The 23,573-nt window shown below is 73.2% G+C and carries 22 protein-coding genes and 1 tRNA gene; 10 read left to right on the top strand and 13 right to left on the bottom strand.

Annotation, left to right across the window (positions count from 1 at the left end; all coding sequences use genetic code 11):
* Positions 1-26: 26 nt before the first annotated feature.
* The gene (locus tag AB0N84_RS14385; RefSeq protein ID WP_363547492.1) at positions 27-1,145 is read left to right on the top strand and encodes an AI-2E family transporter; all 1,119 of its coding nucleotides are present in this window, start codon (positions 27-29) and stop codon (positions 1,143-1,145) included.
* A gap of 3 nt (positions 1,146-1,148) precedes the next feature.
* Here the strand turns inward: AB0N84_RS14385 and AB0N84_RS14390 are convergent, their stop codons facing one another.
* Together AB0N84_RS14390 and AB0N84_RS14395 are read right to left on the bottom strand one after the other, a co-directional pair.
* Complete coding sequence (locus tag AB0N84_RS14390; protein WP_363547494.1) at positions 1,149-1,763, bottom strand: hypothetical protein; 615 nt, start codon at positions 1,761-1,763, stop codon at positions 1,149-1,151.
* A 49-nt stretch (positions 1,764-1,812) separates the two neighbouring features.
* The gene (locus AB0N84_RS14395) at positions 1,813-2,346 is read right to left on the bottom strand and encodes a GNAT family protein (RefSeq protein WP_363547497.1); all 534 of its coding nucleotides are present in this window, start codon (positions 2,344-2,346) and stop codon (positions 1,813-1,815) included.
* A gap of 81 nt (positions 2,347-2,427) precedes the next feature.
* Between AB0N84_RS14395 and AB0N84_RS14400 the strand changes: the two genes are divergently transcribed.
* Both AB0N84_RS14400 and AB0N84_RS14405 read left to right on the top strand, forming a co-directional pair.
* On the top strand, positions 2,428-3,156 hold the full coding sequence (locus AB0N84_RS14400; protein ID WP_363547500.1) for a tyrosine-protein phosphatase: 729 nt from the start codon (positions 2,428-2,430) through the stop codon (positions 3,154-3,156).
* A gap of 112 nt (positions 3,157-3,268) precedes the next feature.
* On the top strand, positions 3,269-4,666 hold the full coding sequence (locus AB0N84_RS14405; RefSeq protein WP_363547503.1) for an amidohydrolase family protein: 1,398 nt from the start codon (positions 3,269-3,271) through the stop codon (positions 4,664-4,666).
* Positions 4,667-4,690: 24 nt separating this feature from the next.
* On the opposite strand, the gene AB0N84_RS14410 is transcribed toward AB0N84_RS14405, so the two are convergent.
* Together AB0N84_RS14410 and AB0N84_RS14415 are read right to left on the bottom strand one after the other, a co-directional pair.
* Positions 4,691-5,644 carry a PDR/VanB family oxidoreductase gene (locus tag AB0N84_RS14410; RefSeq protein ID WP_182047376.1) on the bottom strand — a complete coding sequence of 318 codons (954 nt, stop codon included), beginning with the start codon at positions 5,642-5,644 and terminating at the stop codon, positions 4,691-4,693.
* Positions 5,641-6,276, bottom strand: a complete 636-nt coding sequence (locus AB0N84_RS14415) for an XRE family transcriptional regulator (RefSeq protein ID WP_363547505.1) — start codon at positions 6,274-6,276, stop codon at positions 5,641-5,643. The genes AB0N84_RS14410 and AB0N84_RS14415 overlap by 4 nt, the downstream gene beginning before the upstream one ends.
* A 200-nt stretch (positions 6,277-6,476) precedes the next feature.
* Here AB0N84_RS14415 and AB0N84_RS14420 point away from each other — a divergent pair, with 200 nt between their 5' ends.
* From AB0N84_RS14420 to AB0N84_RS14450, 7 genes are all read left to right on the top strand, one after another.
* Positions 6,477-7,808 carry an amidohydrolase family protein gene (locus AB0N84_RS14420; protein WP_363547508.1) on the top strand — a complete coding sequence of 444 codons (1,332 nt, stop codon included), beginning with the start codon at positions 6,477-6,479 and terminating at the stop codon, positions 7,806-7,808.
* A 36-nt stretch (positions 7,809-7,844) separates the two neighbouring features.
* Positions 7,845-8,612 carry an ABC transporter ATP-binding protein gene (locus AB0N84_RS14425; RefSeq protein ID WP_363547511.1) on the top strand — a complete coding sequence of 256 codons (768 nt, stop codon included), beginning with the start codon at positions 7,845-7,847 and terminating at the stop codon, positions 8,610-8,612.
* On the top strand, positions 8,612-9,481 hold the full coding sequence (locus AB0N84_RS14430) for an ABC transporter permease (RefSeq protein ID WP_069713068.1): 870 nt from the start codon (positions 8,612-8,614) through the stop codon (positions 9,479-9,481). The genes AB0N84_RS14425 and AB0N84_RS14430 overlap by 1 nt, the downstream gene beginning before the upstream one ends.
* A 71-nt stretch (positions 9,482-9,552) precedes the next feature.
* On the top strand, positions 9,553-10,737 hold the full coding sequence (locus tag AB0N84_RS14435; RefSeq protein WP_363547514.1) for an ABC transporter substrate-binding protein: 1,185 nt from the start codon (positions 9,553-9,555) through the stop codon (positions 10,735-10,737).
* A 91-nt stretch (positions 10,738-10,828) separates the two neighbouring features.
* Entirely contained in the window at positions 10,829-12,202 is a 1,374-nt protein-coding gene (locus AB0N84_RS14440; protein WP_363547517.1) for an FAD-binding oxidoreductase, read from the top strand.
* Positions 12,199-13,047: a creatininase family protein gene (locus tag AB0N84_RS14445; RefSeq protein ID WP_363547520.1), complete on the top strand. Its 849-nt coding sequence runs from the start codon at positions 12,199-12,201 to the stop codon at positions 13,045-13,047. The genes AB0N84_RS14440 and AB0N84_RS14445 overlap by 4 nt, the downstream gene beginning before the upstream one ends.
* Positions 13,044-13,655, top strand: a complete 612-nt coding sequence (locus AB0N84_RS14450; RefSeq protein ID WP_363547522.1) for a pyridoxamine 5'-phosphate oxidase family protein — start codon at positions 13,044-13,046, stop codon at positions 13,653-13,655. Before AB0N84_RS14445 ends, AB0N84_RS14450 begins: the two co-directional genes overlap by 4 nt.
* 127 nt (positions 13,656-13,782) lie before the next feature.
* Here AB0N84_RS14450 and AB0N84_RS14455 read toward each other — a convergent pair whose 3' ends face one another.
* The 9 genes from AB0N84_RS14455 to AB0N84_RS14495 all read right to left on the bottom strand — a co-directional run bounded on the left by AB0N84_RS14455 (position 13,783) and on the right by AB0N84_RS14495 (position 23,464).
* Entirely contained in the window at positions 13,783-14,163 is a 381-nt protein-coding gene (locus tag AB0N84_RS14455; RefSeq protein WP_363547525.1) for a hypothetical protein, read from the bottom strand.
* Between the two features lie 158 nt (positions 14,164-14,321).
* Positions 14,322-15,839, bottom strand: coding sequence for a helix-turn-helix domain-containing protein (locus AB0N84_RS14460; protein WP_363547528.1), 1,518 nt, complete (start codon positions 15,837-15,839; stop codon positions 14,322-14,324).
* Positions 15,840-15,844: 5 nt separating this feature from the next.
* Positions 15,845-16,927: a DUF917 domain-containing protein gene (locus AB0N84_RS14465; RefSeq protein ID WP_363547531.1), complete on the bottom strand. Its 1,083-nt coding sequence runs from the start codon at positions 16,925-16,927 to the stop codon at positions 15,845-15,847.
* 28 nt (positions 16,928-16,955) lie between these two features.
* Complete coding sequence (locus AB0N84_RS14470) at positions 16,956-18,071, bottom strand: DUF917 domain-containing protein (protein WP_289457068.1); 1,116 nt, start codon at positions 18,069-18,071, stop codon at positions 16,956-16,958.
* Positions 18,068-19,198: a DUF917 domain-containing protein gene (locus AB0N84_RS14475; protein ID WP_363547534.1), complete on the bottom strand. Its 1,131-nt coding sequence runs from the start codon at positions 19,196-19,198 to the stop codon at positions 18,068-18,070. The genes AB0N84_RS14470 and AB0N84_RS14475 overlap by 4 nt, the downstream gene beginning before the upstream one ends.
* Complete coding sequence (locus AB0N84_RS14480) at positions 19,195-20,751, bottom strand: hydantoinase/oxoprolinase family protein (protein WP_363547537.1); 1,557 nt, start codon at positions 20,749-20,751, stop codon at positions 19,195-19,197. The genes AB0N84_RS14475 and AB0N84_RS14480 overlap by 4 nt, the downstream gene beginning before the upstream one ends.
* Positions 20,752-20,894: 143 nt before the next feature.
* A complete protein-coding gene (locus AB0N84_RS14485; protein WP_182047393.1) occupies positions 20,895-22,274 on the bottom strand; it encodes a cytosine permease in 1,380 nt (459 codons plus the stop codon).
* A gap of 220 nt (positions 22,275-22,494) precedes the next feature.
* Positions 22,495-22,567 (bottom strand) — tRNA-Arg (locus AB0N84_RS14490).
* A 111-nt stretch (positions 22,568-22,678) separates the two neighbouring features.
* Positions 22,679-23,464, bottom strand: a complete 786-nt coding sequence (locus tag AB0N84_RS14495) for a dienelactone hydrolase family protein (RefSeq protein WP_363547540.1) — start codon at positions 23,462-23,464, stop codon at positions 22,679-22,681.
* Between the last annotated feature and the right edge of the window lie 109 nt (positions 23,465-23,573).

Raw genomic sequence — 23,573 nt, forward strand, 5'->3', positions numbered from 1 at the left:
GCACGACGACCCGGAAGGCCCCCACCATGTTCCGACGCAGCTCCCCCGGCAGCGCACCCACCACGAGCGTCTGGGCCGACTCGTTCGGACGGCTTGCGACGCGCTGCTCCCAGGTCGTCCTCGTCGTGACCGTCGCCCTCGGCACCGTGTACGCGGTCGCGCAGGTCGGGCTCGTCACGATCCCGGTCCTCGTCGCCCTCATCATCGCCTCGGCCCTGCACCCGGTCGTCGGGTGGCTCCGCCGGCACGGGGTCCCGTCGGTGCTCGCGACGGCGCTCGTGTTCGTCGCGGTGCTGGCGCTGCTCGCCGGCATCCTGTGGCTCCTCGTCGCGGCCGTCGCGAGCCAGTGGTCGACGCTCCAGTCCTCCGCCGTCGACGGCCTGCAGCAGGTGCAGGACCTCCTGCACGAGCTGCCGTTCCGGATCACGGACGGCCAGATCGAGGACGCCGTGGACGGGATCGTCGACTTCGTCACGAGCGCTCGGTTCGGCGCCGGAGCGCTGGCCGGCATCTCCGCCGTGACGAACGTCGTCACCGGCGCGGTGCTCATGGCCGTGATCCTGTTCTTCTTCCTCAAGGACGGGCCGGCGCTCTGGGAGTTCCTGCTCCGACCCTTCACCGGCGGCTCCTACGACCGCGCCCGACGCATCGGCGACCGCGTCGTGACGACGCTCGGCGGGTACGTCCGCGGGACCGCCGCGGTGGCCGCGTTCGACGCCGTCGCCATCGGCGCCGGGCTGGCCGTGCTCGGCGTCCCGCTCACGATCCCGCTCGCGGTCGTCGCCTTCGTGACCTCGTTCATCCCGATGATCGGGGCGCCGATCGCCGGGACGCTCGCCGCACTCGTCACCCTCGTCGGGGTCGGGCCGGTACAGGCGGTGGTCGTCGTGGCGATCGTCGTGCTCGTCAACCAGATCGAGGGCAACTTCCTGCAACCCGTGCTGATGGGCAAGACCCTCCGGCTGCACGGGCTGGTCATCCTGGTCGGGCTGACCGCGGGGACCGTCCTCGGCGGGGTGACCGGGGCCCTGCTCGCCGTGCCCCTGATCGCCGCGGCCTGGGGCGTCGTGCAGGTCTGGAACGGCGACGACCGGCCCGCCGAGGCCTGGCGGCAGAAGCGCCGCGAGACGGTGCCGGTCGGCTGAGGGCTACGGCCGGCGGGACGGGACGGGTGCGCGGAGCCCGCTGCTCCGCCGCTCGATCTCGGCCAGCGCGAGCACCGTCTCCGGGTCCCGCTGCCGCCACCGGTCCACGACGCCGGCACCGAGCCTCCCGACCGCGTCCCGCGTCGTCAGCGCCCGGACGGCGAGCAGTTCCGTGCCGTCGGGCTGCTGCGCCAGTCGTCGGGTCGCGGACGCCCGGCGGATGAAGCCGCCCCGGTACCGGAGCCAGACTGCGACCAGCACGACGACGAGCACCACCGCCAGCGAGGTGCCGAGCAGGTGCGCGAGGTGCAGCGTCTCCTCCTGCTGCTGCGACCCCGCCGCCGCGATGTCGCCCGCACTCCGGCTCGCGTCACGCAGGGGCCGGCTCACCGAGCTGCCGACGAGCGGGACGTCGCCCAGAGCATCGGCGGTCCGGCGGAGCTGCTGTTCGAACGCCGACCCCTGCTCGTCCACGCGTCCCCCGATGGCGGCGAGCGCACTGATCGACGCCGAGACCGCGCGTCCCAGGAGCACGGCGACCACGATGCCGCCGAGCACGACGACGTCGAGCAGCACCTGCGCCGCGGTCCGGACGAGTCGGGCGTCGTAGATCACCATGCTCCGGTCCTACCAGGCGCCCGTTCGGCCGCTCGGAGCGGTCCGCGCCTCAGCCTCCGATCGGCAGAGCGCGGGCAGCCGCAACGGGGTCGGTTGCCAGCCGTGCGTGCGTCTCGACGTCGAAGCGCTCATCGCCGTACCGCAGCTTCTGCCGCTCGGTTCCCTCCACCGCGAAGCCCGCCGCCGTCGCGACCCGACACGAGGCAGGGTTGTCGAGACGGTGTCCGAGCTCCAGACGGAACAGCCCGGCGGCGAAGGCCCACCGCGCCACCGCCCGCAGCCCCTCCGCGGCGAGACCACGGCCACGCACGTGATCCGTGAGCCAGTAGTGCGCCCAGGCCGTCCCGTGCCGGTACTCGATCGCCGCCAGCCCGACGTTCCCGACGGCGACATCGTCCTCGACGACGGCCCAGTTCCTCGTGGACGAGTCGGACCGCAGGACGGTCGCGATGTGGTCAGCTGCCTGTGCCTCGTCGGCGATCTCGACGCCGCTGAACTGCCGCGACAGGTCGGGGGTCGACCGACACGCGGCGAGCAGGGCCGGCGCATCGGCGGGCGACCACGGACGGAGCTGGACTGTCACCGCACCATCCTGCCCCGCTTCCGAGCGATGTCGCAGGAGGAACGGCCCCGCCGTCGGGTGTGACGCAGTAGGGTCCTGCGGATGCGGAACCTCGACTGGGACGGGTACCCGAACGCGCGTGACCTCGGCGGTCTCCCCACCCCCGACTCCCCGACCGGCGCCACGATCCACGGTCGCGTGGCTCGGGGACCGCGACGGGAGCGACTCACCGAGGCCGGCTGGAGCCACGCGCGCGAGTGGGGGCTCGCCACGGTCGTCGACCTCCGCTGCCCGGACGAGGTCGGTGTCCGCGACGGCGACCCGGACGTGCCACCGGCAACCCGCGCGTCCGTCCCGGTGGTGCTCGCCCCGACCGAGGACCAGGACGATCCCGAGTTCCGGGCGGTGTGCTTCCCGATCCTCGACTCGCCCGAGTACTGGCGGCACAACTGGCGGATCCTGCCCGACCTCGTGCTCGGTGCCCTCCGGGCCGTCGCCGACGCCCCGACCGGCGTGCTCGTGCACTGCAGCGCGGGACGCGACCGCACGGGCATGATCAGTGCGCTCCTCCTGGCGAACGCCGGGGTGGCACCGGCGATCGTCGCCGAGGACCACGCCGCATCGGTCCGCGCGATGGCGGGCACGGCGATCCACGCACCGACGCACGACCGACAAGCATCGTGGGGACCGGAGCAGGTGGAGGCGTGGATCGCGACCACGGGACCCGTCGTCGCGGAGGTCGCCGCGGACGTCGACGGTGCGTTCGCGACCATCGGCGTGGACGACGTGCTGCGCGACCGGCTGCGTGGCCTGCTGACCCGGCCCTGCTGATCCGGCCCTGCTGATCCGGCCCTGAGCACCGGGCGTTCCGACGGGGGCCGCGCGCACCACGGGGAAACCCGACGGTGACACCCGCGAAACACGGGCACCCTAGGTTCGCCACATGTCACAGACCCTGATCCGCGCCGGCTGGGTGCTGACCGCCGCGCCCGACGACTCCGCCACCCCCGCCGCGATCCGCGACGGCGCCGTGCTGCTCGACGGGGACCGCATCGCCGCCGTGGGCACCTTCGCCGAGCTGTCGGCCGCGCACCCCGACGCTCCGGTCCGCGGCGGTGCGTACGACGTCGTGACGCCGGGGTTCGTCAACACGCACGGGCACTTCAGCGAGGGCCTCATCACGGGCATCGGCTCGCAGTACACGCTGTGGGAGTGGCTCGCGGCGCTGATCGGCCGCGTCAACCCGGTGATGACCCGCGAGAAGGCCTACGCCGGGACGGTCCTGCAGGGCATCCAGCTGCTCCGGAGCGGTGTCACGACGGCGAACGACATGTTCTGCGCGGACCCGGTGCCGGACGAGCCGGCGACGCCGGGCGTCGTGCAGGCGCTCGAGGACCTCGGACTGCGCGGTGTCGTGTCGTTCGGCTCGGGCGACGTCGACCGCGACTTCGGTGCGACGCCGATCCTCGAGGAGTTCGAGGCGCTGCGCGAGGCCGCGGACGCCAGCCGGTACAGCACGTTCCGGGTCGGGGTCTCGTCGATCGGCCGCTACACCGACGACACCTGGCAGGAGCACGTCGACTACGCGGTCGCGGGCGGCCACGGCGTGCACGTGCACTTCCACGAGGTGCGCGAGGAGGTCACCGCCGCGCGCCAGCGCACCGGCCGGACGGCGATCGGGCACGCCGAGGCCACGGGCATGTTCCAGGTGCCGGTCATCGCGGCGCACAGCGTGTGGGTCGACCGCGAGGACCGGGAGCGCTACGCCACGAACGGCGTCGGCGTGGCCCACAACCCGGTCGCGAACGGCATCCTGGCCAGTGGCATCGCCCCGGTCGCGGAGCTCCGCGCCCTGGGGATCCCGGTCGGCATCGGCGTGGACGGGCCGGCGTCGAACGACTCGCAGGACTTCCTGCAGGCGATGAAGACCGCTGCGCTCCTCGCCCGGGTCCGCGACCTGCAGGCCACCGCGATGAGCGCCCGGGAGGCGTTCGAGATGGGCACGATCGGCGGCGCCCGTGCGCTGCGGATGGAGCACGAGATCGGCTCGCTCGAACCCGGCAAGCGCGCGGACCTGGTCGTGTTCGACGGCGACTCCCCCACCCTGGCGAACGTCCACGACCCCTACCAGGCGGTCGTCTTCGTCGCGGGCAGCCGCGAGGTCCGTGACGTCTGGGTCGACGGCGACCTGAGCGTCGCCGACTTCGACGTCACGAGGGTCGACGTCCGCGAGGCGGTGGACCGGGCACGCCCGCTCGCCCGCCAGCTGGTCGCCGAGGCGGGCCTGGAGCGTCTGTCGGCGCTCACCGGCGGCGCGCTCGACGACACCGAGCGTCCGTAGGAGACGCCGAGCGTCCGCAGGGCGTCAGAGTTCGAGCACCAGGCGCGGGCATCCGCGCCGGGCGCGCGACACGCAGACCATCATCGTGCGGTCGTCGGCCTGCTCCTCCGGGCTGAGCACGGTGTCGCGGTGCTCGACGGCGCCCTCGAGGACGGGCGTCTCGCAGGTCCCGCACGTGCCCTCGCGGCAGGAGGAGAGCACGAAGGCGCCGGCCTCCTCGGCGACCTCGAGCAGGGTGCGGTCGGCGGGGACGGTGACGGTCGTGCCGGTGAGCGTGAGCTCGACCTCGAACGCCTCTCCGGGCGCGTCCACGTCGGCGGCGGGCTCGAACCGCTCGACCCGGACGCTGCCCGCCGGCCAGTGCGCGGCTGCCGACTCGACGGCGTCCATGAGCCCGCGTGGGCCGCAGCAGTAGACGACCGCGTCGCGCGGTTCGGCGAGGAGTCCGATGACGTTCAACCGGGGGTGCTCGTCCGCGGCCGCGACGACGACCCGCTCCGGGTGCGCCGCGACGAGGTCGTCGACGAAGGCCATCCGACTGCGACTGCGTCCGGCGTAGTGGAGCTCCCACGGGGTCCCGGCACGCTCGGCCGCCTCGATCATCGCGGTGAGGGGCGTGATCCCGATGCCGCCCGCGACGAACACGGCCGGTCGGGTCGGGTCGAAGCCGAAGTGGTTCCGGGGTCCGGCGACCACGACCTCGTCGCCGACCGCGAGGTCGTCGTGCACGGCGACGGAGCCCCCGCGGCCGTCCGGCTCCCGGAGCACCGCGATGCGCCAGTGTCCCTCGGCCGTCGTCGTGACGAGCGAGTACTGGCGCTCGGTGTCCGGCGCGACCTCGAGGTCGACGTGCGCGCCCGGCTCCCACTCGGGCAGCTGCGCGCCGTCGAGGGGTGCGAGGTCGAGTGCGACGACGTCGGTCGCGACGGTCCGGCGTGCGGCGACGCGCACGCGGCGACGCTCCGGCACGGCGGTCACGAGGCCGCTCCGGCGTGCGGGGTCGCTCCGGCGTGCGGGGTCTCCTTGACCACGATCATGTGGAAGCGACCGCCGTCCGCGCTGCACCACCGGTGTCCGGTGCCGCCGCGGTAGTAGGCCGAGTCGCCCGGTCCCAGGCGGAGCGGCTCCTGTCCGCGCAGGTCGAGCAGGACGTCGCCGGTGAGCACGGTGAGGAACTCGTCCTCGCGGTGCTCGAAGTACTCGCCGAGGTCGGTGTTCTCGCCCGTCCACTCGAGCGGCTCGAAGGCATGCGGGCCGGCGTGCACGAGGAGCCGGGCCTCCCCGCTCGAGAACGGACCCCGCGCTCCCTCGTCCGCGCGGAGCACCTCGGGTGCCCGAACGTCGTGGTCCGACCGTTCCGGAGCTCCGGCGGCGAGCAGCTCGACCTGCGTGGTCCCGAGCGCAGCGGCGATCTTCTCGAGCGACACCATGCTCGCGCGGGAGTGCCCGCGCTCGACCTGGCTGAGGAACGGGTGGGACAGGCCGGTCTGCTCGGCGACCTGCACGAGGGTCAGCCGGGCGGCGCGGCGGCGGGCGCGGATGTGCTCGCCGATCCGCTGGGTCTGGTCGTCGACGACGCGGTCGGTCTCGGTGGTGGTGCCGGTGCTCACGGCGCACTCCTCTCGGCCTGGACGGGGTCCTCCGACGACCTCGCGGACGCCCGCGACGGAACGCTCGTTCCGGCTCCCCGGTCGGACCGGGACGGGTGTCACACACGGCAACCGCCTCGAAACGAGAGGGAAACACGGCCGCCCTAGCATCGGAGATGTTGATGCGATCAACATTGTCACACACGATCGAGAGGCTCCGGATGGACGCGACAGCACCCCGCACGATCGGGCTCCTGCGGTCCGCGCTGCTGCCGGACGGTCGCCTGGTCGACGTCACGATCGAGGACGGCACCGTCACGGCCGTCGCCCCGGCGGGCACCATGTCGGCACCGGCATCGACCCCGGCGGACGCGACGCTCGACCTCGAGGGGCGCCTGCTCCTCACCGCTCCGGCCGAGCCGCACGCCCACCTCGACAAGGCGCTCAGCGCGGACGCCATCCGCCCGCCGCTCGGCGACCTCGGCGCCGCGATCGCCTCGTGGTCCGCACACGCCGCCACCATGACGGTCGAGGACATCGCCGACCGCTCGCGGACCGCCGCCCTCGCACTCCTCGCCGCCGGCACCACCTCGGTCCGCAGCCACGTCGACGTGCTGAGCGGCCGCCGCTCCCCCGCGGACGCCCCCGCCTCCGCCGAGTCCGCGACCCGCGGTGCCCGCGCCCTCGTCCAGGTCCGCGAGGAGCTCGCCGGACTGATGGACATCGAGCTCGTCGCCCTCGCCGGACCGCTCGCGCCCGACGCCCACGTCGAGGCCGTCCTCGACTGCGGCGTCGACCTGGTCGGCGGTGCCCCGCACCTCGCCGAGGACCCCCTCGCCGACGTCGACCGGCTGCTCGCCCTCGCCGAGCGGTACGGCGTCGGCGTCGACCTGCACACCGACGAGAGCCTCGACGGACCCGTCACCCTCGACCACTACGCCCGTGCCGTCAGCCGACTTCGCCGTGACCGCGATGACGCACGCCAGTACTCCGCCGGGCACTGCGTCCGGCTCGGCACCCTCGGCCCGGAGCGCCTGGCCGAGGTCGTCGCCGACGTCGCCGCCGCGGACCTCGGCATCATCACGCTGCCGATCACGAACCTCTACCTGCAGGGCTGGCAGCACCCCGTGTCGACGCCCCGCGGGCTCACCGCGATCCGGGCGCTCACCGACGCCGGCGTGCGGGTCGCCGCCGGGGCGGACAACGTCCGCGACCCCTTCAACCCGGTGGGCCGGAGCGACGCCCTCGAGACCGCGAGCCTGCTCGTGTCGGCCGGCCACGTGACGCCGGACCAGGCGTACGCGATGGTGAGCGACACCGCACGGAGCGTGATGGGCCTCCCGGCCGCCGGTCCCGTCCCCGGGCGGCGCGCCGACCTGCTCGCGATCGCCGCGACGAGCGTCACCGACGCCGTCGCGAACGCACCCGCCGACCGGATCGTCCTGTCCCGCGGACGACTCGTCGCCCGCACCGAGGTGCGGCGGAACATCGCCGCCCCCGAGCGGACGCGAACCGGCGTCCCGCCCCGACCCCAGCCCGTCCCCGTTCCCTGACCGCGCACCACCCGTGCACGAGAACACGAGGTACCCGTGACCACCACCGCCCCACAGCCCGTCACCGCGACGGACACCCTGCTCGACTTCCGCGACGTCGAGATGACCTTCCCGAACGGGACGGTCGCCCTGCAGGGTGTCGACCTGGCCGTCGACCGCGGGCAGTTCGTCTCGGTCGTCGGCCCCTCCGGCTGCGGCAAGTCGACCCTCCTCCGGATCGCCTCGGGCCTCGAGTCCGCGTCCCACGGCACCGCCGGGGTCGCCACCGACCGCATCGGCTACGTCTTCCAGGACGCCACCCTCCTGCCGTGGCGCTCGGTCCAGGGCAACGTCGAGCTGCTCGCCGAGCTCGGGAAGGTGCCGAAGGCGGAGCGGGCGGCGAAGGCCGCGCACGCCATCGACCTGGTCGGCCTGAGCGGGTTCGAGGCCAACCTGCCGAAGCAGCTCTCCGGCGGCATGCGCATGCGCGTCTCGCTCGCCCGGTCCCTCACGCTCGACCCGGAGCTGTTCCTGTTCGACGAGCCGTTCGGCGCGCTCGACGAGATCACCCGCGAACGCCTCAACGACGAACTGCTCCGGCTGTTCGTCGAGCAGCAGTTCGCCGGGCTCTTCATCACGCACTCGGTGTCCGAGGCCGTGTACCTCTCCACCGAGGTCATCGTGATGTCCGGCCGCCCGGGCAGCATCGTCGGCCGCTTCGACGTGCCGTTCCCGATGCCGCGCGACCCCGACATCCGCTTCACCCCCGAGTTCGCCGAGCTGGTCGGCGAGGTCTCGCACGCGCTCCGGGAAGGACACCGCTGATGGTCACCCTGCAGGAGGTCGCCGAGACCCGCACCGTCCGCGCCGCCGCTCGTCGCACCACCGGCCGCTCGCGTCCGCGGGTCGCGTGGTGGCAGCCCCTCGTCGTCCTCGCCGTGCTCGTCGGCATCTGGTACGCCGCCGCCGCGTACTACGACCACGTCCGCGGCCTCGCCTTCCTGGTGCCGTACCCGCACCTCGTGGCGAAGGCGATCGTCGCCCCGACCATGCCGGACGGCTCCCCGTCGACGTTCGGCACCGACCTGTGGTCCGCGCTCGGCCGCACCACCGTCGTGTCGCTCGTGGGCCTGGCCTTCGCGATCGTGATCGGCGTCGTCTGGGCGATGGCCATGGCGCAGGCGAAGTGGCTGGAGCGCTCGCTCTACCCGTACGCGGTCGTGCTGCAGTGCGTGCCGATCCTCGCGCTCGTCCCGCTCATCGGCGCCCTGTTCGGCTACGAGTTCGCCAGCCGGGTCATCGTCACGGTGATGATCGCCCTGTTCCCGATGGTGTCGAACACCCTGTTCGGCCTGCAGTCCGCCGACCGGGCGCAGCGCGAGCTGTTCCGCCTGCAGCGGTCGAGCCGGTTCGCCCAGCTCGTCAAGCTGCAGTTCCCCGCCGCCCTGCCGTCGATCTTCGTCGGCCTGCGCACCTCGGCCGGGCTGAGCGTCATCGGCGCGATCGTCGGCGACCAGTTCTTCCAGCGCGGCAACCCCGGCCTCGGCGTGCTCATCCAGGTGACCGCCTCGCGCCTGATGGGTCCGGAGCTCTACGCGACGATCATCATCGCCTCGCTCTACGGCGTCGCCGTCTTCCTCGTGTTCGGACTGCTCGGCCGCCTGGCGGTCGGTCGGTGGCACGACTTCAGCTGATCCACTCCTCCCCTCCCACCCGACCCCTGTTCCCACAGCACCACGAGACCCGCACCACGAACGGAGCCTCCATGCGCACCACCACCCGACTCGGCGTCGCGACCGCCGCCCTCGCCGCGACCGCCATCGCCCTCACCGGATGCGCCGCCGGCTCGTCCGGGGACACCGCGAGCAGCGCCCCCGCCAAGGCGGCGTCCGGCCCCGCGATCGACCTGTCCGACGTCTGCCCCGCGACCGTCGTCGTGCAGACCGACTGGAACCCCGAGGGCGAGCACGGCCACCTGTACGAGATGCTCGGCCCGAACCCGTCCATCGACGCCTCGGGCAAGACCGTCACCGGCGACCTGTACGCCAACGGCAAGAGCACCGGCGTGAAGCTCGAGATCCGTGCCGGTGGCCCGGCCATCGGCTACACGAAGGTCGCGTCGCAGATGTACCAGGACAAGGACATCACCCTCGGCTACATGTCGACCGACGAGCAGGTCCAGTTCTCCGGGAACCTGCCGACCACGGCCGTCTTCGCCGAGAACGACTCGTCGCCGATGTCGATCATGTGGGACCCGAAGACCTACCCGGACGTCGACAGCATCGAGGACCTCGGCAAGGAGCTCGAGAAGAACGGCGGCGTCGTCCGCTACTTCAACGGTGCCGCGTACATGACGTACCTCGAGCAGTCCGGCATCCTGCCGAAGAAGGTCCTCGACGGCAGCTACGACGGCACCCCGGCGAAGTTCGTCTCCGCCGGCGGCAAGGACGCGCAGCAGGGCTTCGCCACCGCCGAGCCGTACATCTACCAGAACCAGGTCGCGGCCTGGGGCAAGAAGGTCGCGTACAAGCCGGTGTCGAGCACGGGCTGGAACCCGTACCCCGAGGCCATGTCGGTCCGCACCGGCGACCTGTCGAAGCTCGAGCCGTGCCTGCAGAAGCTCGTCCCCGTCATGCAGCAGGCCGACGTCGACTACCTGAAGGCCCCGCAGGCGACGAACGACCTCATCACGCAGCTCGTGCAGCAGTACAACAACGGCTGGACCTACGACTCGAAGGTCGGCGCGTTCGCCGCGTCGCAGATGGTGAAGCTCGGTCTCGCGAAGGACACCGACGGCTACATCGGCTCGATGGACGAGCAGCGCATGCAGGACTTCATCGACAAGGCGAAGCCGGTCTTCGCCGGGACCGGTGACGTCAAGAGCGACCTGAAGCCCTCGGACCTGTTCACGAACGAGTTCCTCGACAAGTCCATCGGTCTGGGCAACTGACCCGACCACCCACCGGACGGGAGGCGCGGGGCACGCCCGCCCCGCGCCTCCCGTCCGTCGTTGCAGCACCACCCACCCCACAGGAGTGAGCATGACCACCGTCACCCCCGCCTCGACCACCGGTCTCGAGGCGCTGCGCGCCGAGCTCGTCGACCTGCTCGGCGAGCGCGGCGTGAGCGCCGACGAGCGCACCCGCGCCCGCGCCTCCGTCGACGAGGCGACCATGAGCCCGATCCTCAGCGCGCAGCTGCCGCTCGGCCTCGCCGACCTCGTCGCGTACCCGGCGTCCGCCGACGACGTGGCCGCCACCCTGCGCGCCGCCGTCCGGCACGGCGTCCCCGTCACCACCCGCGGCAAGGGCACCGGCAACTACGGCCAGGGCATCCCGCTGCACGGCGGCCTCGTCCTCGACACCTCGCGCGCCCGCGCCGTCGTCGAGGTCGGGGACGGCTGGATCACGGCCGAGGCCGGCGCGTCGATGGTCGCGATGGAGCAGGCCGCCGCGGCCACCGGGCAGCAGCTCTGGATGTACCCGTCCACCGCGCAGTCCACCATCGGCGGCTTCCTGTCCGGCGGCTCCGGCGGCACCGGGTCGATCGCGCACGGCTCGAACTGGCAGGGGTTCGTCACCGCGCTCGACGTCGCACTCCCCGGCGAGGACGGACTGCTGCACGTCGAGGGCGACGAGGCGCAGCCCTTCGTGCACACCTACGGCACCGCCGGGGTCATCGCGCGTGCCACCGTCCGGCTCGAACCCCTGCAGGAGTGGCGCGCCGTGTACGCGGCGTTCCCGACCTTCGAGGACGCCCTCGTCGCCGTGCGGACGCTCCGCGGACTCGACCCGGTGCCGCGACTCGTCAGCGCCGACCGGCCGGCGATCGCCGCGACCCTGCCGTCGGACACCGCGATCCCGGACGACCGCGCCAGCCTGCGCGCGATCATCGACGACGTCGTCCTCGACGAGGCCCGCGCGCTCATCGAGCAGGCCGGCGGCGAGGTGTCCGACGTCCGCGAGGGGCTGCAGCAGACCACGAAGGTGTCGATGCTGTCGTACAACCACCCGATCTGGTGGCTCAAGCGGAACACCCCGGACACCGAGTGGTTCCACGTCGAGGTCGGGGGCGAGGCGCTCATCGACCGCATCGCCGAGGTCGAGGCCGTCTACCCGGGCGGGATGCTCCACATCGAGGCGGCGCACGTCGGGCCGATCGGCATGCTCACCGCGCCCTACACCGGCGCCGAGGACGTCTACGCCGGGTACCCGCTGCTCCGCGACCTGGGCGTCCGGGTGCACAGTCCGCACCAGTACTACGTCGACCACGGCGTCGAGGCACTCGTCGCGCTCAAGCAGCGGACCGATCCCGACGGCCTGCTCAACCCCGGGCACGTGATCGACCCGGCGCTCGTCGTCAGCGGGGGCTCCACCGCCTCCGCGCAGCCCGTCGTGCCGGGGTTCGGCAAGTGAGCGGCGGGGCGCGCTCCCGCCTGCTGGCCGAGCTGTCGGGTCCGGCGGTCGCCGCCGGGCTCGGTCCCGACTCGATCGTCGTGCAGCCCACCGGTGCCGTCGAGCACCACGGTCCGCACCTGCCGCTCGTCACCGACTTCCTGCTCGCCGACCACATCGGCGGCGCGGCCGTCGAACGCGCGGCGGCCGAGGGCCTGGACGTCTGGCAGCTGCCGACCCTCGCGTTCACGAAGTCCGACGAGCACAGCTGGGCACCGGGCACCGTGTGGCTCGACGAGTCGACCATGTTCGACACGGCCGTGCAGATCGGCCGGGCCGTCGCACTGATGGGTGCCGGGTCGCTCGTCTTCGCGAACGGCCACGGCGGCAACGTCGCCCTGCTGCAGGTCGCCCTGCGGGAGATCCGCAAGCGCTACGGGCTGAAGACGTTCCTCATGCCGACGCTCGCCCGGACCCCCGGGCCCTCCGGCGAGGACGCGGACGAGCGCGGGCTCGGCATCCACGGTGGCGCCGCGGAGACGTCGATGATCCTGCACCTCCGCCCGGACCTCGTCGACATGACGAAGGCCGAGCGGTGGGTGCCGGACCACCTGGCCGAGTTCGAGAAGATCCGGTTCAACGGTGGTCCGGTGTCCTTCGGGTGGCTGTCGAACGACTTCGGCACCCCCGGGGTCGTCGGCGATGCGAGCCGGGCGACCGCCGCGTACGGGCAGGCGCTGTGGGACCGGTCGCTCGACGAAGCGGTGGCGTCCCTGCACGAGATCGCCCGGTTCGACCCGGCGGTCGCGAAGCCCGGCGCTGCCGGTGCCGCTCCGCTCGCGTCCGACGTGGTGGCGGTGTCGTGACCGTGCTGCCGGGGCAGGCAGCCGAGGACCCCGACGCCACCGCCCCGGCCGACCCGCTCGTCCTCGCCGCCGCCTGGCTGCCCGGGGTCGACGCCGGGCCCGGTCCGACGATGACGCTCTCGACGGTCGGCCTCGACGGCTACCCGTCCGCCCGGACCGTGCTGCTCTCGCGCTTCGACGGGGAGCGCCTGCACTTCCACACGGACAGCCGCAGTCGGAAGGCCGCCGAGCTCGCTGCACTCCCCCGCGCGGCGGTCACGATCGTCTGGCCCGAGGCCGCCCGGCAGCTCGTGGTGGTCGGGGACGTCGCACGCGTCACCGCCGACGAGGCCCGCGCCGCGTACGCTGCCCGCACCCGGTACCTGCAGGTGCTCGCGTGGGTGAACGACCACGAGGCCGCGGCCGACACCGCCTCGCGTCGTCGGGAGCTGTGGGCGGCCTTCGAGCGGGATCGACCGGAGCTCGAGCCGCCGGACACGTGGGCCGGCTTCGCGCTCACGCCGCGGCGGATGCTCTTCTGGCGCGGGGCGACCGACGCCGCGAGCAACCGGCTCGTCTACGAGCGCTGCCCGGACGGCTCGTGGTCACGGGACTCCTGGCCCGGCTGACGGCAGCGCGCGGCGCCAGCGGCTCCTGCTCCGGGGGTCGAACCACGTTCCCGACGTCGAACTACCCACCCGGCCTGGTTCGACGTCGTGTTCGTGGTTCGACGCCAACCGGTCCGCGGCCACGACGTCAGCGGAACCGGATCTCCAGGACGGACGCCGACACGGTCGAGGGATCGTCGACCGTGGTCCGCGCGGAGCACGACCACCGCAACCGGTCCGTCGCGCTCCCTCGCTCCTCACGCTGCACCGCGGACTCACCCGAGACGGAGAACACGGTCGTCCCGCTCGGCTGCCCGGACCGCTGCTCGATGCCCGTCGTGTGCGTGTCGACGACCTTCCACGGGGTCTGGGCGTACTGGTCCCGCCACCAGACGACGACCGCCGGCCCGACCTTCTTCTCGCAGGCCGCCCGCGCGACGCCCTGGAACGGGGACGGCGGCGTGCACCCGGTGAGCGCGACGAGGACGATCGCTGCAGCCGCGGCGGCAGCGGCGGTGCGGGTCCACATGCCCTCATCGTGCCGGAACTGCCGCGAGACCGACAGCCCCGGGCGACCGACGAGACGCCGAGTCCCTCGCGAGACGCCGGGCCCCTCCCGAGACGCCGCAGGATCCCGGGCTGTCTCGGCACGACCACGGCGTCTCGGCGAGAAGACCGCGCCGGACCTCACGCCCCGCCGAGCGCCCGCGTCGCGAGGTGCAGCGCCAGACGCGTCTCGGGGTCGCCGAGGTCGACGCCGAGCAACCGCTGCACCCGGTCGATCCGGTCCGCGACGGTGTTGCGGTGGACGCCGAGCACCGCGGCGGTCTCCGCGACCGACGACTCGGTGTCGAGGTAGGTCGCGAGTGTCGTCCGAAGTGCCCCTCCTCCGCGCTCCAGCGGTGCGAGCAGCTGCTCCGCGGCCGGCAGGAAGGTGTCCGTCTGCGTCCACGCGAGCAACAGCTGCGCGAGCCCGAGACGGTCGACGTGGACGAACCAGCCCGACTCCGGACGGGCGGCGGCCAGGCGGACGGCGTCGCCGGCCTCGCCGAGGGTCCGGACGAGTCCGGCCGGTCCGGCGTGCACGCTCCCGACACCGGCGTTCGTGTCGACCGCGGAGCGCAGGGCGTGCTGCGCGGTCCGGACCGAGGTGGCGACGGCGGCGACGACGGACCGGTCCGGCTCGTCCGGCGTCGACGTCCACAGCGCCCACCCGTCGGTCTGCTCGACCACGACGACGTCGAGGCCCTCGGCGTCGAACGCCGTCTCGACCTCGCGCCGGAGCGCGACGGCGTCCACGGGTCCCCGCGCGACGAGCCGGACCCCGACGTGCCACGCGTCGAGCTCCCACCCGGCGGCGATCGTCCGCTGCACGAGCGGTGGGGCGGGCGCACCGTCCGCGGCGCGGAGGTCGTCGAGCATGGCCATCCGGTACCGGGCGTCGCGCTCGTCGTCGAGCCGGGTGAGCACGAGCCGGTGCCCGGCGGCGACCGCGGCCACGCGCAGCGCCGTCGCGAGCGTGGCCCGTTCCGCCCGCAGGGGCGACCGCAGCCCGACGGCCAGCCAGGCCCGCGGACCGATCCCGGTCGGGACGGGGACCGCGACGACGGTCTCCCGGTCGTCGCTCGCCCACACCGGCTCGCTCGTGCCGACCGTCCTGGCGAGGAGCGCGGCGGTCGCTGCAGCCACGCCCGCTCCCCGCAGGGGTCGTCCGGACGCGTCGAGGAACCGGAGCGGGTGTCCGAGCTCGGCCTCGAGCCGCGCGAACAACTCCTCGAGCGCGGGCCCGGCGTCCAGCCCGATGCGTGCGACGGCGACGGCCGCCCGGGCAGCGGGCGCGTCGCCCGACCCGATCAGCTCGTGCACGCGCACCGACGCGGCCCACGGGTCCGGTGTCGACACGACGGCGACGCCGAGCCGGTCGGCGAGCGCGGCGGTCCCCGGTCCGGGCGGCGGCGTGGCGTCCCCGGGGCCGACGACGAGCAGCGGTACCCCGGCGGTGGCGGCCCGACGGAGCAGCACGTCGAAGCGCGCGTCGAACCGTTCCACGGGGGTGAGCAGCACGACCGCGCCGTCGGCGGGACGGAGTGCGCGACCGACGTGCTCGGGCGGGCCGACGATCCCGCGGACGGACGAGACGGTGCCGGTCCCGGGTCCGACCAGCAGCGCGGTCCCCTCGGGCAGCAGCGGGAGGAACTCGGACACCGGGATCACGCGACGACCTCCGGCACGGTGTCGGCGTCGATGCCGAAGGCCCGCGGCGCCACACGGGCGGTCCGGTGCGGCGCCGCCCACCACCAGGGCGCTCCGGGCAGCACGAGGACGGCGAGCTCGTCGCCGACCCGTGCCCGTTCGGTCGTCACGGGTCGGAGCGAGCGCGCGTCGACGACGACGATGCAGCTCGGGGTGCTCGCGACGGGCTCGCCGTCGACCAGGCAGTGCACCCACTCGCTCCCGGCCTCGATCCGGGCGATCGCGCCGGTCGCGGCGTCACGCACGGCCATCGAGCCGTGCACGAACGCCACGGCGTCGCCGGTGCGCTGGACGTCGAGCACCCGACCACGGGCGACGGTGCGTGCTCCCGCCAGCGAGGCGACGAACCCCTCGACGTCGCTCGCGGCGGTGGCCGCCCGCCCGGTCCGCACCGCCCGCGTCACACTTCCGGGTATGCACCGTGCGGCGAGCACGTCGGCGTCCACCGGTCCGATCGCGAAGGCTGCCCATCCACCGCTGTGCGACACCGCTTCGCGCCACACGGTCTCCAGGTCGCGCGGGTCCGGGGCGTCCACGACGATACGGAGCCCGCTCGACGTGACGGCGGCCGCCGTGACCGCTGGCAGCGGGTCGACGAACAGCGACAGCTGGTCGATCCGCGGGGTCGCCCGGCCCACCAGGTCGGCGTCGAGCAACGGCAGACCCGCCGCGTGTGCCGTGAGCGCGGCAGCGGGTCCGGTGACGCCGCCGACCTGCGCCGCGACGACCGCGTCCGCCCGACGTCCCGTCCACCGTTCGACCGCGGCGAGCGCGTCCGGCAGCTCCCGTCCGCTCGGGGTCTTCTCCTCGAGCACGGTGGTCGACCCGACGAGCCCGACGGCGATCACCGCGCGCGTCCCGCCGGCGACGGGCACGACCGGCACGCCGCCGGCACCGAGCGCGCGCCGGAGCGCGGACGCCATGTGGTCGACCTGGCCGCCACCGCCGCACCCGAGGAGCGCGGTGCCGCGCGCGAAGTCGTCGACGTCGCCGGCCTGGAGGCTCGTCACGGCTCCGTCACGCTGCTCACCCTGGTGCACACCAGCGATCCTCGCGCATCGGCGTGCCTCAGCGCGCCCCCGCCGGCACCCGCTCGTGCAGGTCCTCGACCGGCACGAAGTCGTCGTCGAGGCCGAAGCAGGACGGTCCGAACACGGCGAGTGCCTCCGGGGTGCGCATGAGGTCGGGCGTCGAGACGCCGATCACCCGCACTCGCTGTCCGTAGCGCAGGCGCTCGGTGGTGATCGGTTCGGCCGTCTCCGCGTCGAGCACGCAGACGAGGTCCGGGACCACCGCCACGAGCCGGCCGTCCCGGCGGGCCACCAGGTTCTCGTTCTGGAACGCGATCTCGAGCTCGGACCCGTCCGCACCCTGCACGACCGCCCGGCCCTTCGCGAAGCCGTCCACCGTCCGGCGCTCGACGTCGACGACCTTGCCGTCGAACAGCTCGCGCAGGTGCGTGTAGATGGTCCGGCCGAACGCCTCGGCGAGCGCCTCGACCGGGTCGCGGTGGTCCTCGCGGGCGCGACGGATCGCACGGCCGACCGACAGGGCGAGCGAGAGCGTCCGCGGCACGGCGGTCTCGCGGACCTGGCGGCCCGTCATCGCGTACTCGGCGATGTAGGCGACACCGCCGAGCCGGATCGTGACCCCGCGGGCGAGCCACTCCATCTGCCGGTTGTCGTGCCCGGTGTCGATGACCACGCCGTGACCGTTCTCGTCACTGATCGCGAGGGGCGATCCCGGCACCCCGTACACCGAGAAGGTCTCCATCTGGAGCTCGGGGAACGCGCGGCCCATGCCGTCGGCGTCGACCACGGGCAGGCCGCCGGTGGCGCCCACGAGCAGCGGGATCATCGAGTTGATCCCGCCGCACTCGATCGGCATCGTGGCGCTCGCCGTCCGGCCGAGGTGCTGCTCGAGCCGACGCAGTGCTCCGAGCGGCTCCGGGCCGGCGGGGATCCGCTCGAGCACCACCGTGGGGGCTCCCATCTGCGCGGTCGGGATCACGAGGGCGTCGTCGTCGACCTCGGACGGGTCGAGGATCGTGACCGGGCCGTGCTCCTCGATGGCCGCCTTGACGAGCAGCATGCCGATGGTGGGGTCGCCGCCACCGCCGGTGCCGAGCAGGGCGGCGCCACGCGCGAGGTCGGCCAGGTCGTCGACGTCGATGGTCCAGCTCATGCGTGTTCTCCCTCGCTGACGGTGCCGTCGTGGCGGACCGCCCGGGTGTCGTAGCCGAAGTACCGGGGTCCCGCGAGCGCGAGCCCGGCTGGTGTGTGCCACCGTTCGTCGGCCGGCGCCGTGACGACCCGGACCCGCGCACCGAAGCGCAGCCCCTCGGTGGTGATCGGTTCGCCGGTCTCGGCGTCCAGGGTGACGATGAGGTCGGGCGCCGTGGTGCGGACCGACCCGGCCACCTCGACCAGCAGGTGCTCGTTCTGGAACCGGAGCACCGCCTCCAGGCCGGTGTCGCTCCCGGAACCGGTGATGCGGGCGGTGCCACGCGCGAACCCGGTGACCGTCTTCCGTTCGACGTCGGCGACCTTCCCCTCGAACACGATCGTCCCGCCGAGCACGGCGGTGACGGCGGCGACCGGGTCCTCGTTGGCGGCCCGGGCCGCGACGAGTGCCTCGCCGAGCGCGACGGACAGCGACAGGCTGCCGCGGACGTACGACTCCTTGATCTCGGCACCGGACATCGCGTACTGCGCGGTGATGGCGGAGCAGCCCATCTCGACGGTGGCGGTGCGGGCGAGGCGTTCCGCCCAGCGGTTGTCGACCGTCGAGAACACGGCCGTGTTGCCCTTCTCGTCGGCGAGCGCCATCGGCGTCGCGGAGATGCCGGACAGCGTCGGCAGGACCATCTGCACCTCGGGGAAGGCACGGCCCATCCCGTCACCGTCGATCAGCGGCAGGCCGAGCTCGGCTGCGGCGACGATCGGACTCGTCGAGTTGACGCCGCCGACCTCGATGCAGGCGACGTGCGTCGGGGTGACCCCGAGGTGCGTGGCGAGATTGCGGATCGCCTCGGCGAACTGCGCTCCCGACGGCAGCTTCTCGACCATGACGGTCGGCGCCCCGATCATGGCGACGTTGAGCACGACGGCGTCGTCGGGCAGGTCCTCGACCTGGACGACCGACACCGGACCGTGCGCGCGGACCGCGGCCTCGGCGAGCAGGCGACCGATGTAGGGGTCACCACCGCCGCCGGTGCCGAGGATCGCGGCACCCCGTGCGAGGGCGGAGCAGTCGGCGCCGATCTCGGTGATCGGGCGGACGGTGCGCGGGACCGCCTCCGTGGTCGTCATCGGACCAGCGCCCCGAGTGCCAGGTCACCGACCGCCTTGGCGCGGATGCGCGTGGCGTTGCCGGGCAGGTACGGGATGGGGACCTCGTCGAAGTCGACGATCGCGACGCTCGACGGGTCCGCACCGGCTGCGACGGCACGGTCGACCGCCTCCTGCCGGGCCTCGTCGACGACGGCGGAGCGCCGGCCGTCGCTGATCGCGTAGACCTTGTCGACCTCGCCGGAGACCTGGGCGATCGCGGCACCGATCGCGTTCGCGACCGAGTAGTGCTCGGGGCGGTGCACGGTGCCCAGACCGGGCAGCGTGTCGGGCAGCAGGACGGAGCCGCCGCCGACCGCCACGACGGGCAGCGGTGCCGACGAGGTCCGCATGCGCTCGACGACGTCGGCGACCCGCTCGGCGATCACCCCGAGCGCGCGTTCGGCGACCGCCGCGGGCACGCCGGCGACGCGGGACGCATCCCCGATCGTGCCGCGACCGCCGCGCACGGCCACGTCGGTGGCGGTGAGGGTGTCGCCGCCGAACACCAGGCCCTCCTCGGTGAGCCGGTAGCCGACCGAGTCCGGCCCGACCAGGGCGCCGTCCTCGCGGATGCGGGACCCGCCGCCGATCCCGATCGAGAGCACGTCGGGCATCCGGAAGTTGGTCCGGATCCCGGCGACGGCGACCTCGCCGGTGGCTTCGCGCGGGAACCCCCCGGTGAGCACACCCACGTCGCTCGTGGTGCCGCCGACGTCCACGACCGCGCACGTGTCGAAGCCGGACAGCACCGCCGCGCCGCGCATCGAGTTCGTCGGGCCGGAGGCGAAGGTGGCGACCGGGTAGCGCCGGGCGTACTCGACGTCCATGAGGGTGCCGTCGTTCTGGCTGAGGAAGAGGGGTGCGTCGATCCCGCTGCCCGCGACCGAGCCGGAGAGCCCGTCGACGATGCGGTCGGCGAGCTCGCGCAGGGCCGCGTTGATGATCGTGGCGTTCTCGCGCTCGAGCAGTCCGATGCGGCCGATCTCGCTCGACAGCGAGAAGGCGACGTCGGGGCCGAGCTCGGCGGCGATGATCGCCTGCGCGCGCTGCTCGAACTCGTCGTTGATCGGCGAGAAGACCGACGAGATCGCCACCGAGCGGATCCCGGCGGCACCGATGGCCTCGGCGTGCCGCTTCAGCTCGTCCGGGTCGAGCTCGGAGATCACGCGACCGTCGAACTCGTGGCCGCCGTGGGCCAGGAACGCGCGACCCTGCACGGCACCGACCAGGTGCTCGGGCCAGTCCGTGAAGGGCGGGAGGGACGCGGTGGCGGGCAGACCGAGGCGGACCGCGGCGGTCGGGGCGAGTCCGCGTGCCTCGATGAGCGCGTTGATGAAGTGCGTGGTGCCGATCATCACGCCGTCGATGTCGGCCGAGGTGAAGTCGCGCTGCTCCCGCAGGCCGGCGAGTGCGGCCACGATGCCGGACGTGACGTCCTGGCTCGTGGACCGCTTCACGGCTGCTGCGACCGTGCTGCCGTCCATCAGGACGGCGTCCGTGTTCGTGCCGCCGACGTCGATGCCGATGCGCATGGGGTTCCTCTCGGGTGGTGCCGGTGCTGGTGCTGGTGCTGGTGCTGGTGCTGGTGCTGGTGTCGTCGCGCCGGCCGTGCCGCGCGCGGGCACGGCCGGCGACGAGGTGGCGGTCGGCGAAGGGGGGGTGCCGACCGCCGGCTTCAGGGCGCGGGTGCCGGGGCGGGGGCCTCGGCGCTGGCGACGCTCGTGGCGGTGACCGGGGCCTCCTCGGTGCGGCTCACGCCGACGCCGCGGACCCAGCCGGCCTTGCCCGCCACCACGTACAGGACGAAGGCGATGACGACCGAGTTGATGGACGGGATCCCGACGGCGACGAAGTACCCGACCAGGGCCGCGACCGCCCAGATGACGAGCGTCGCCGGGACCCACGTCGGGCTCGTCGCCGGCAGACCCTCGCTGTCGCTGAGCTCACGGCGCCAGCGCTTGACGACGAAGTACTCGGCGACCATGATCCCGGCGATCGGCGGGAAGACGACGCCCAGCACGATGAGGAACGGGGTGAAGGCGTCGAGGAAGCCGACGGCCGCGAGCACCGAGCCGACGACCCCGAGCACGATCGTCACGACGCCGCGGTTGACCTTCCGGCCGAACACCACGTCGATGAAGTTCGTGACACCGAGGCTCGAGCTGTAGATGTTCCAGTCGTTGATCTTGAACGTGCCGAGCAGGATCACGAGGATGCCGACCCAGCCGACGCTCGACGTGATCACGCGGGTGATGTCCGACGAGCCCACGGCGTGCGCGAGCAGGACGCCGGCCAGTCCGATGACGTACTCGCCGAGGGTCACGCCGAGCGCGGTCTGCTTGATGACGTCGCCGACGGAGCGGTTGAAGCGCGTCATGTCGGGAGTGATCACGGCGCCGACGATGAAGCCGCCGGCGACGAGGGTCGTGCCGGCGACGAAGCTGAGCTCCGGCCCGGCCGGGGCCTTCGCGGCGAGTTCGGCGATCGAGTGCTTGCTCAGTTCGACCACGACCGCCCAGCCGACCAGGATCAGGAAGAGCGGCACCGTGACGTTCGCGAGCCACTGCATCGAGTGGAAGCCGCGGAGCACGATCGCGGTGACGAGCAGGCCGAACACGAGCGACCAGGCCCATGCGGGCAGCACGGGCAGGATCGCCACGAGGCCGGCGGCGGAGACGCCCGACTGGATGCCGAACCACCCGATCAGGCTCAGGCCGATCGCGAGGCCGACGAGCGCGGAACCGGCCTTGCCGAACCCGGTCCACCGCGCGATCACCGACGTGTTGAGGCCCTCACGCATGCCGATGATGCCGACGAAGACCGAGACGATCTCGAGGATGACGGCGCCGAGGGTGATCGCCCAGAAGGCCTGCCAGAAGCCCATGCCGAAGCCGAGCGTCGCACCGAGCAGGAACTGGGACAGGGCGGAGATCTGCCCGAACCGCTGCACCGCCACCTGGAACCAGCCGTAGCGGGCGGACGCGGGGACACGGGACAGGGAGTGGTCGTCGACGACGACGGACGGGGCTGGTGGTGCTGACGCTGCACTGGCCATCGGGATGCTCCTGGGGGAAGGGGTGCCGACCGGGGCGGTCGGGTTGGAGCAACCGTAGTGAGCGGGTGGGAGGGCGTACACGTGCAGGGTGTCGTTACGAGCGCGTGAATCCGTGCACGCTGCACAGTCCGTTCCCTGGGTGCACATCGGCGCGGTTGTACCGCCCGCGTCCGGGGAACGACGAAGGCCCCGTCGCAGTGCGACGGGGCCTTCTCAGATGTGCGCTCGAAGGGACTCGAACCCCCAACCTTCTGATCCGTAGTCAGATGCTCTATCCATTGAGCTACGAGCGCATCCGGCCCTGGGGCCGATACCGGCCTTGCGGCCGTGGAAGACTCTACAACAGGTGCGGCACCGAACGCCAATCGAGCCGCTCCCGCCGAGCCCTCGGCGTGTCGCCGGGCTCAGGCGACGGTCGGTTCCTCGTCGAACACCTCGGCCAGGAACACCTGCAGCGCCTGCCACGAGCGACGGTCCGCGCGCTCCTGGTACTGCGCCCCGTGGTCCGGCGCATCGGTGCCCGGCACGGCGAACGCGTGCATCGCCCCGGCGTACGTCACGACCTGCCAGTCGACGGACGGCACGGCGCGCATCTCGTCCTGCCACTCGGCGATCTTGGTGTCCGGCACCATCGGGTCCGCGCCCCCGGTGAGCACGAGGAGCTTCGCCCGGATCGCGGAGGCGTCGGAGTCCTCGTGGACGATCAGCCCGCCGTGGAACGAGACGGCTCCGGCCAGGTCGGCACCCGTGCGCGCGAGCTCGAGCGCCCCGGAACCGCCGAAGCAGTACCCCATCACGACGATGCGCGAGTGGTCGACGTCCGGGTCGGCGCGGAGCTGCTCGAGCCCGGCGGTCAGGCGAGCGCGGAACAGCGGCAGGTCCTGGTAGTACGAGCCCGCGACCTGGCCGGCGGTGTCGTCGCCGGGGCGGACGCCCTCGCCGTACACGTCGGCGCCGAAGGCCACGTAGCCGAGGCGGGCGAGCATCGTGACGCGGGCCTCGACGTGCTCGTTGACGCCGTGCCAGTCGTGGACGACGAGCACGCCGGGGCGCGGGCCGGACGCGGCGTGGTCCTTCGCGAGGACGCCGAGCAGCGCGGTGCCCTCGTGGTCGTAGCGGACGGGCTCGACGCGGACGTCGGAGCCGGCGGGAGCGGGGACGGTGGACAGGACGTCGTCGGTGGTCTTCACGTCCCCGGACGCTACGCCCGGACCTGCTCCCGTGCGGCCCACGTGTCGATGCCGTAGATCCTCGCCAGTGCCTGTTCGACATCGCCGACAGATCCCGGTTGCCGGGGTA

This window comes from Curtobacterium sp. NPDC089185 (assembly GCF_040685235.1).
Lineage (GTDB): Bacteria > Actinomycetota > Actinomycetes > Actinomycetales > Microbacteriaceae > Curtobacterium > Curtobacterium citri.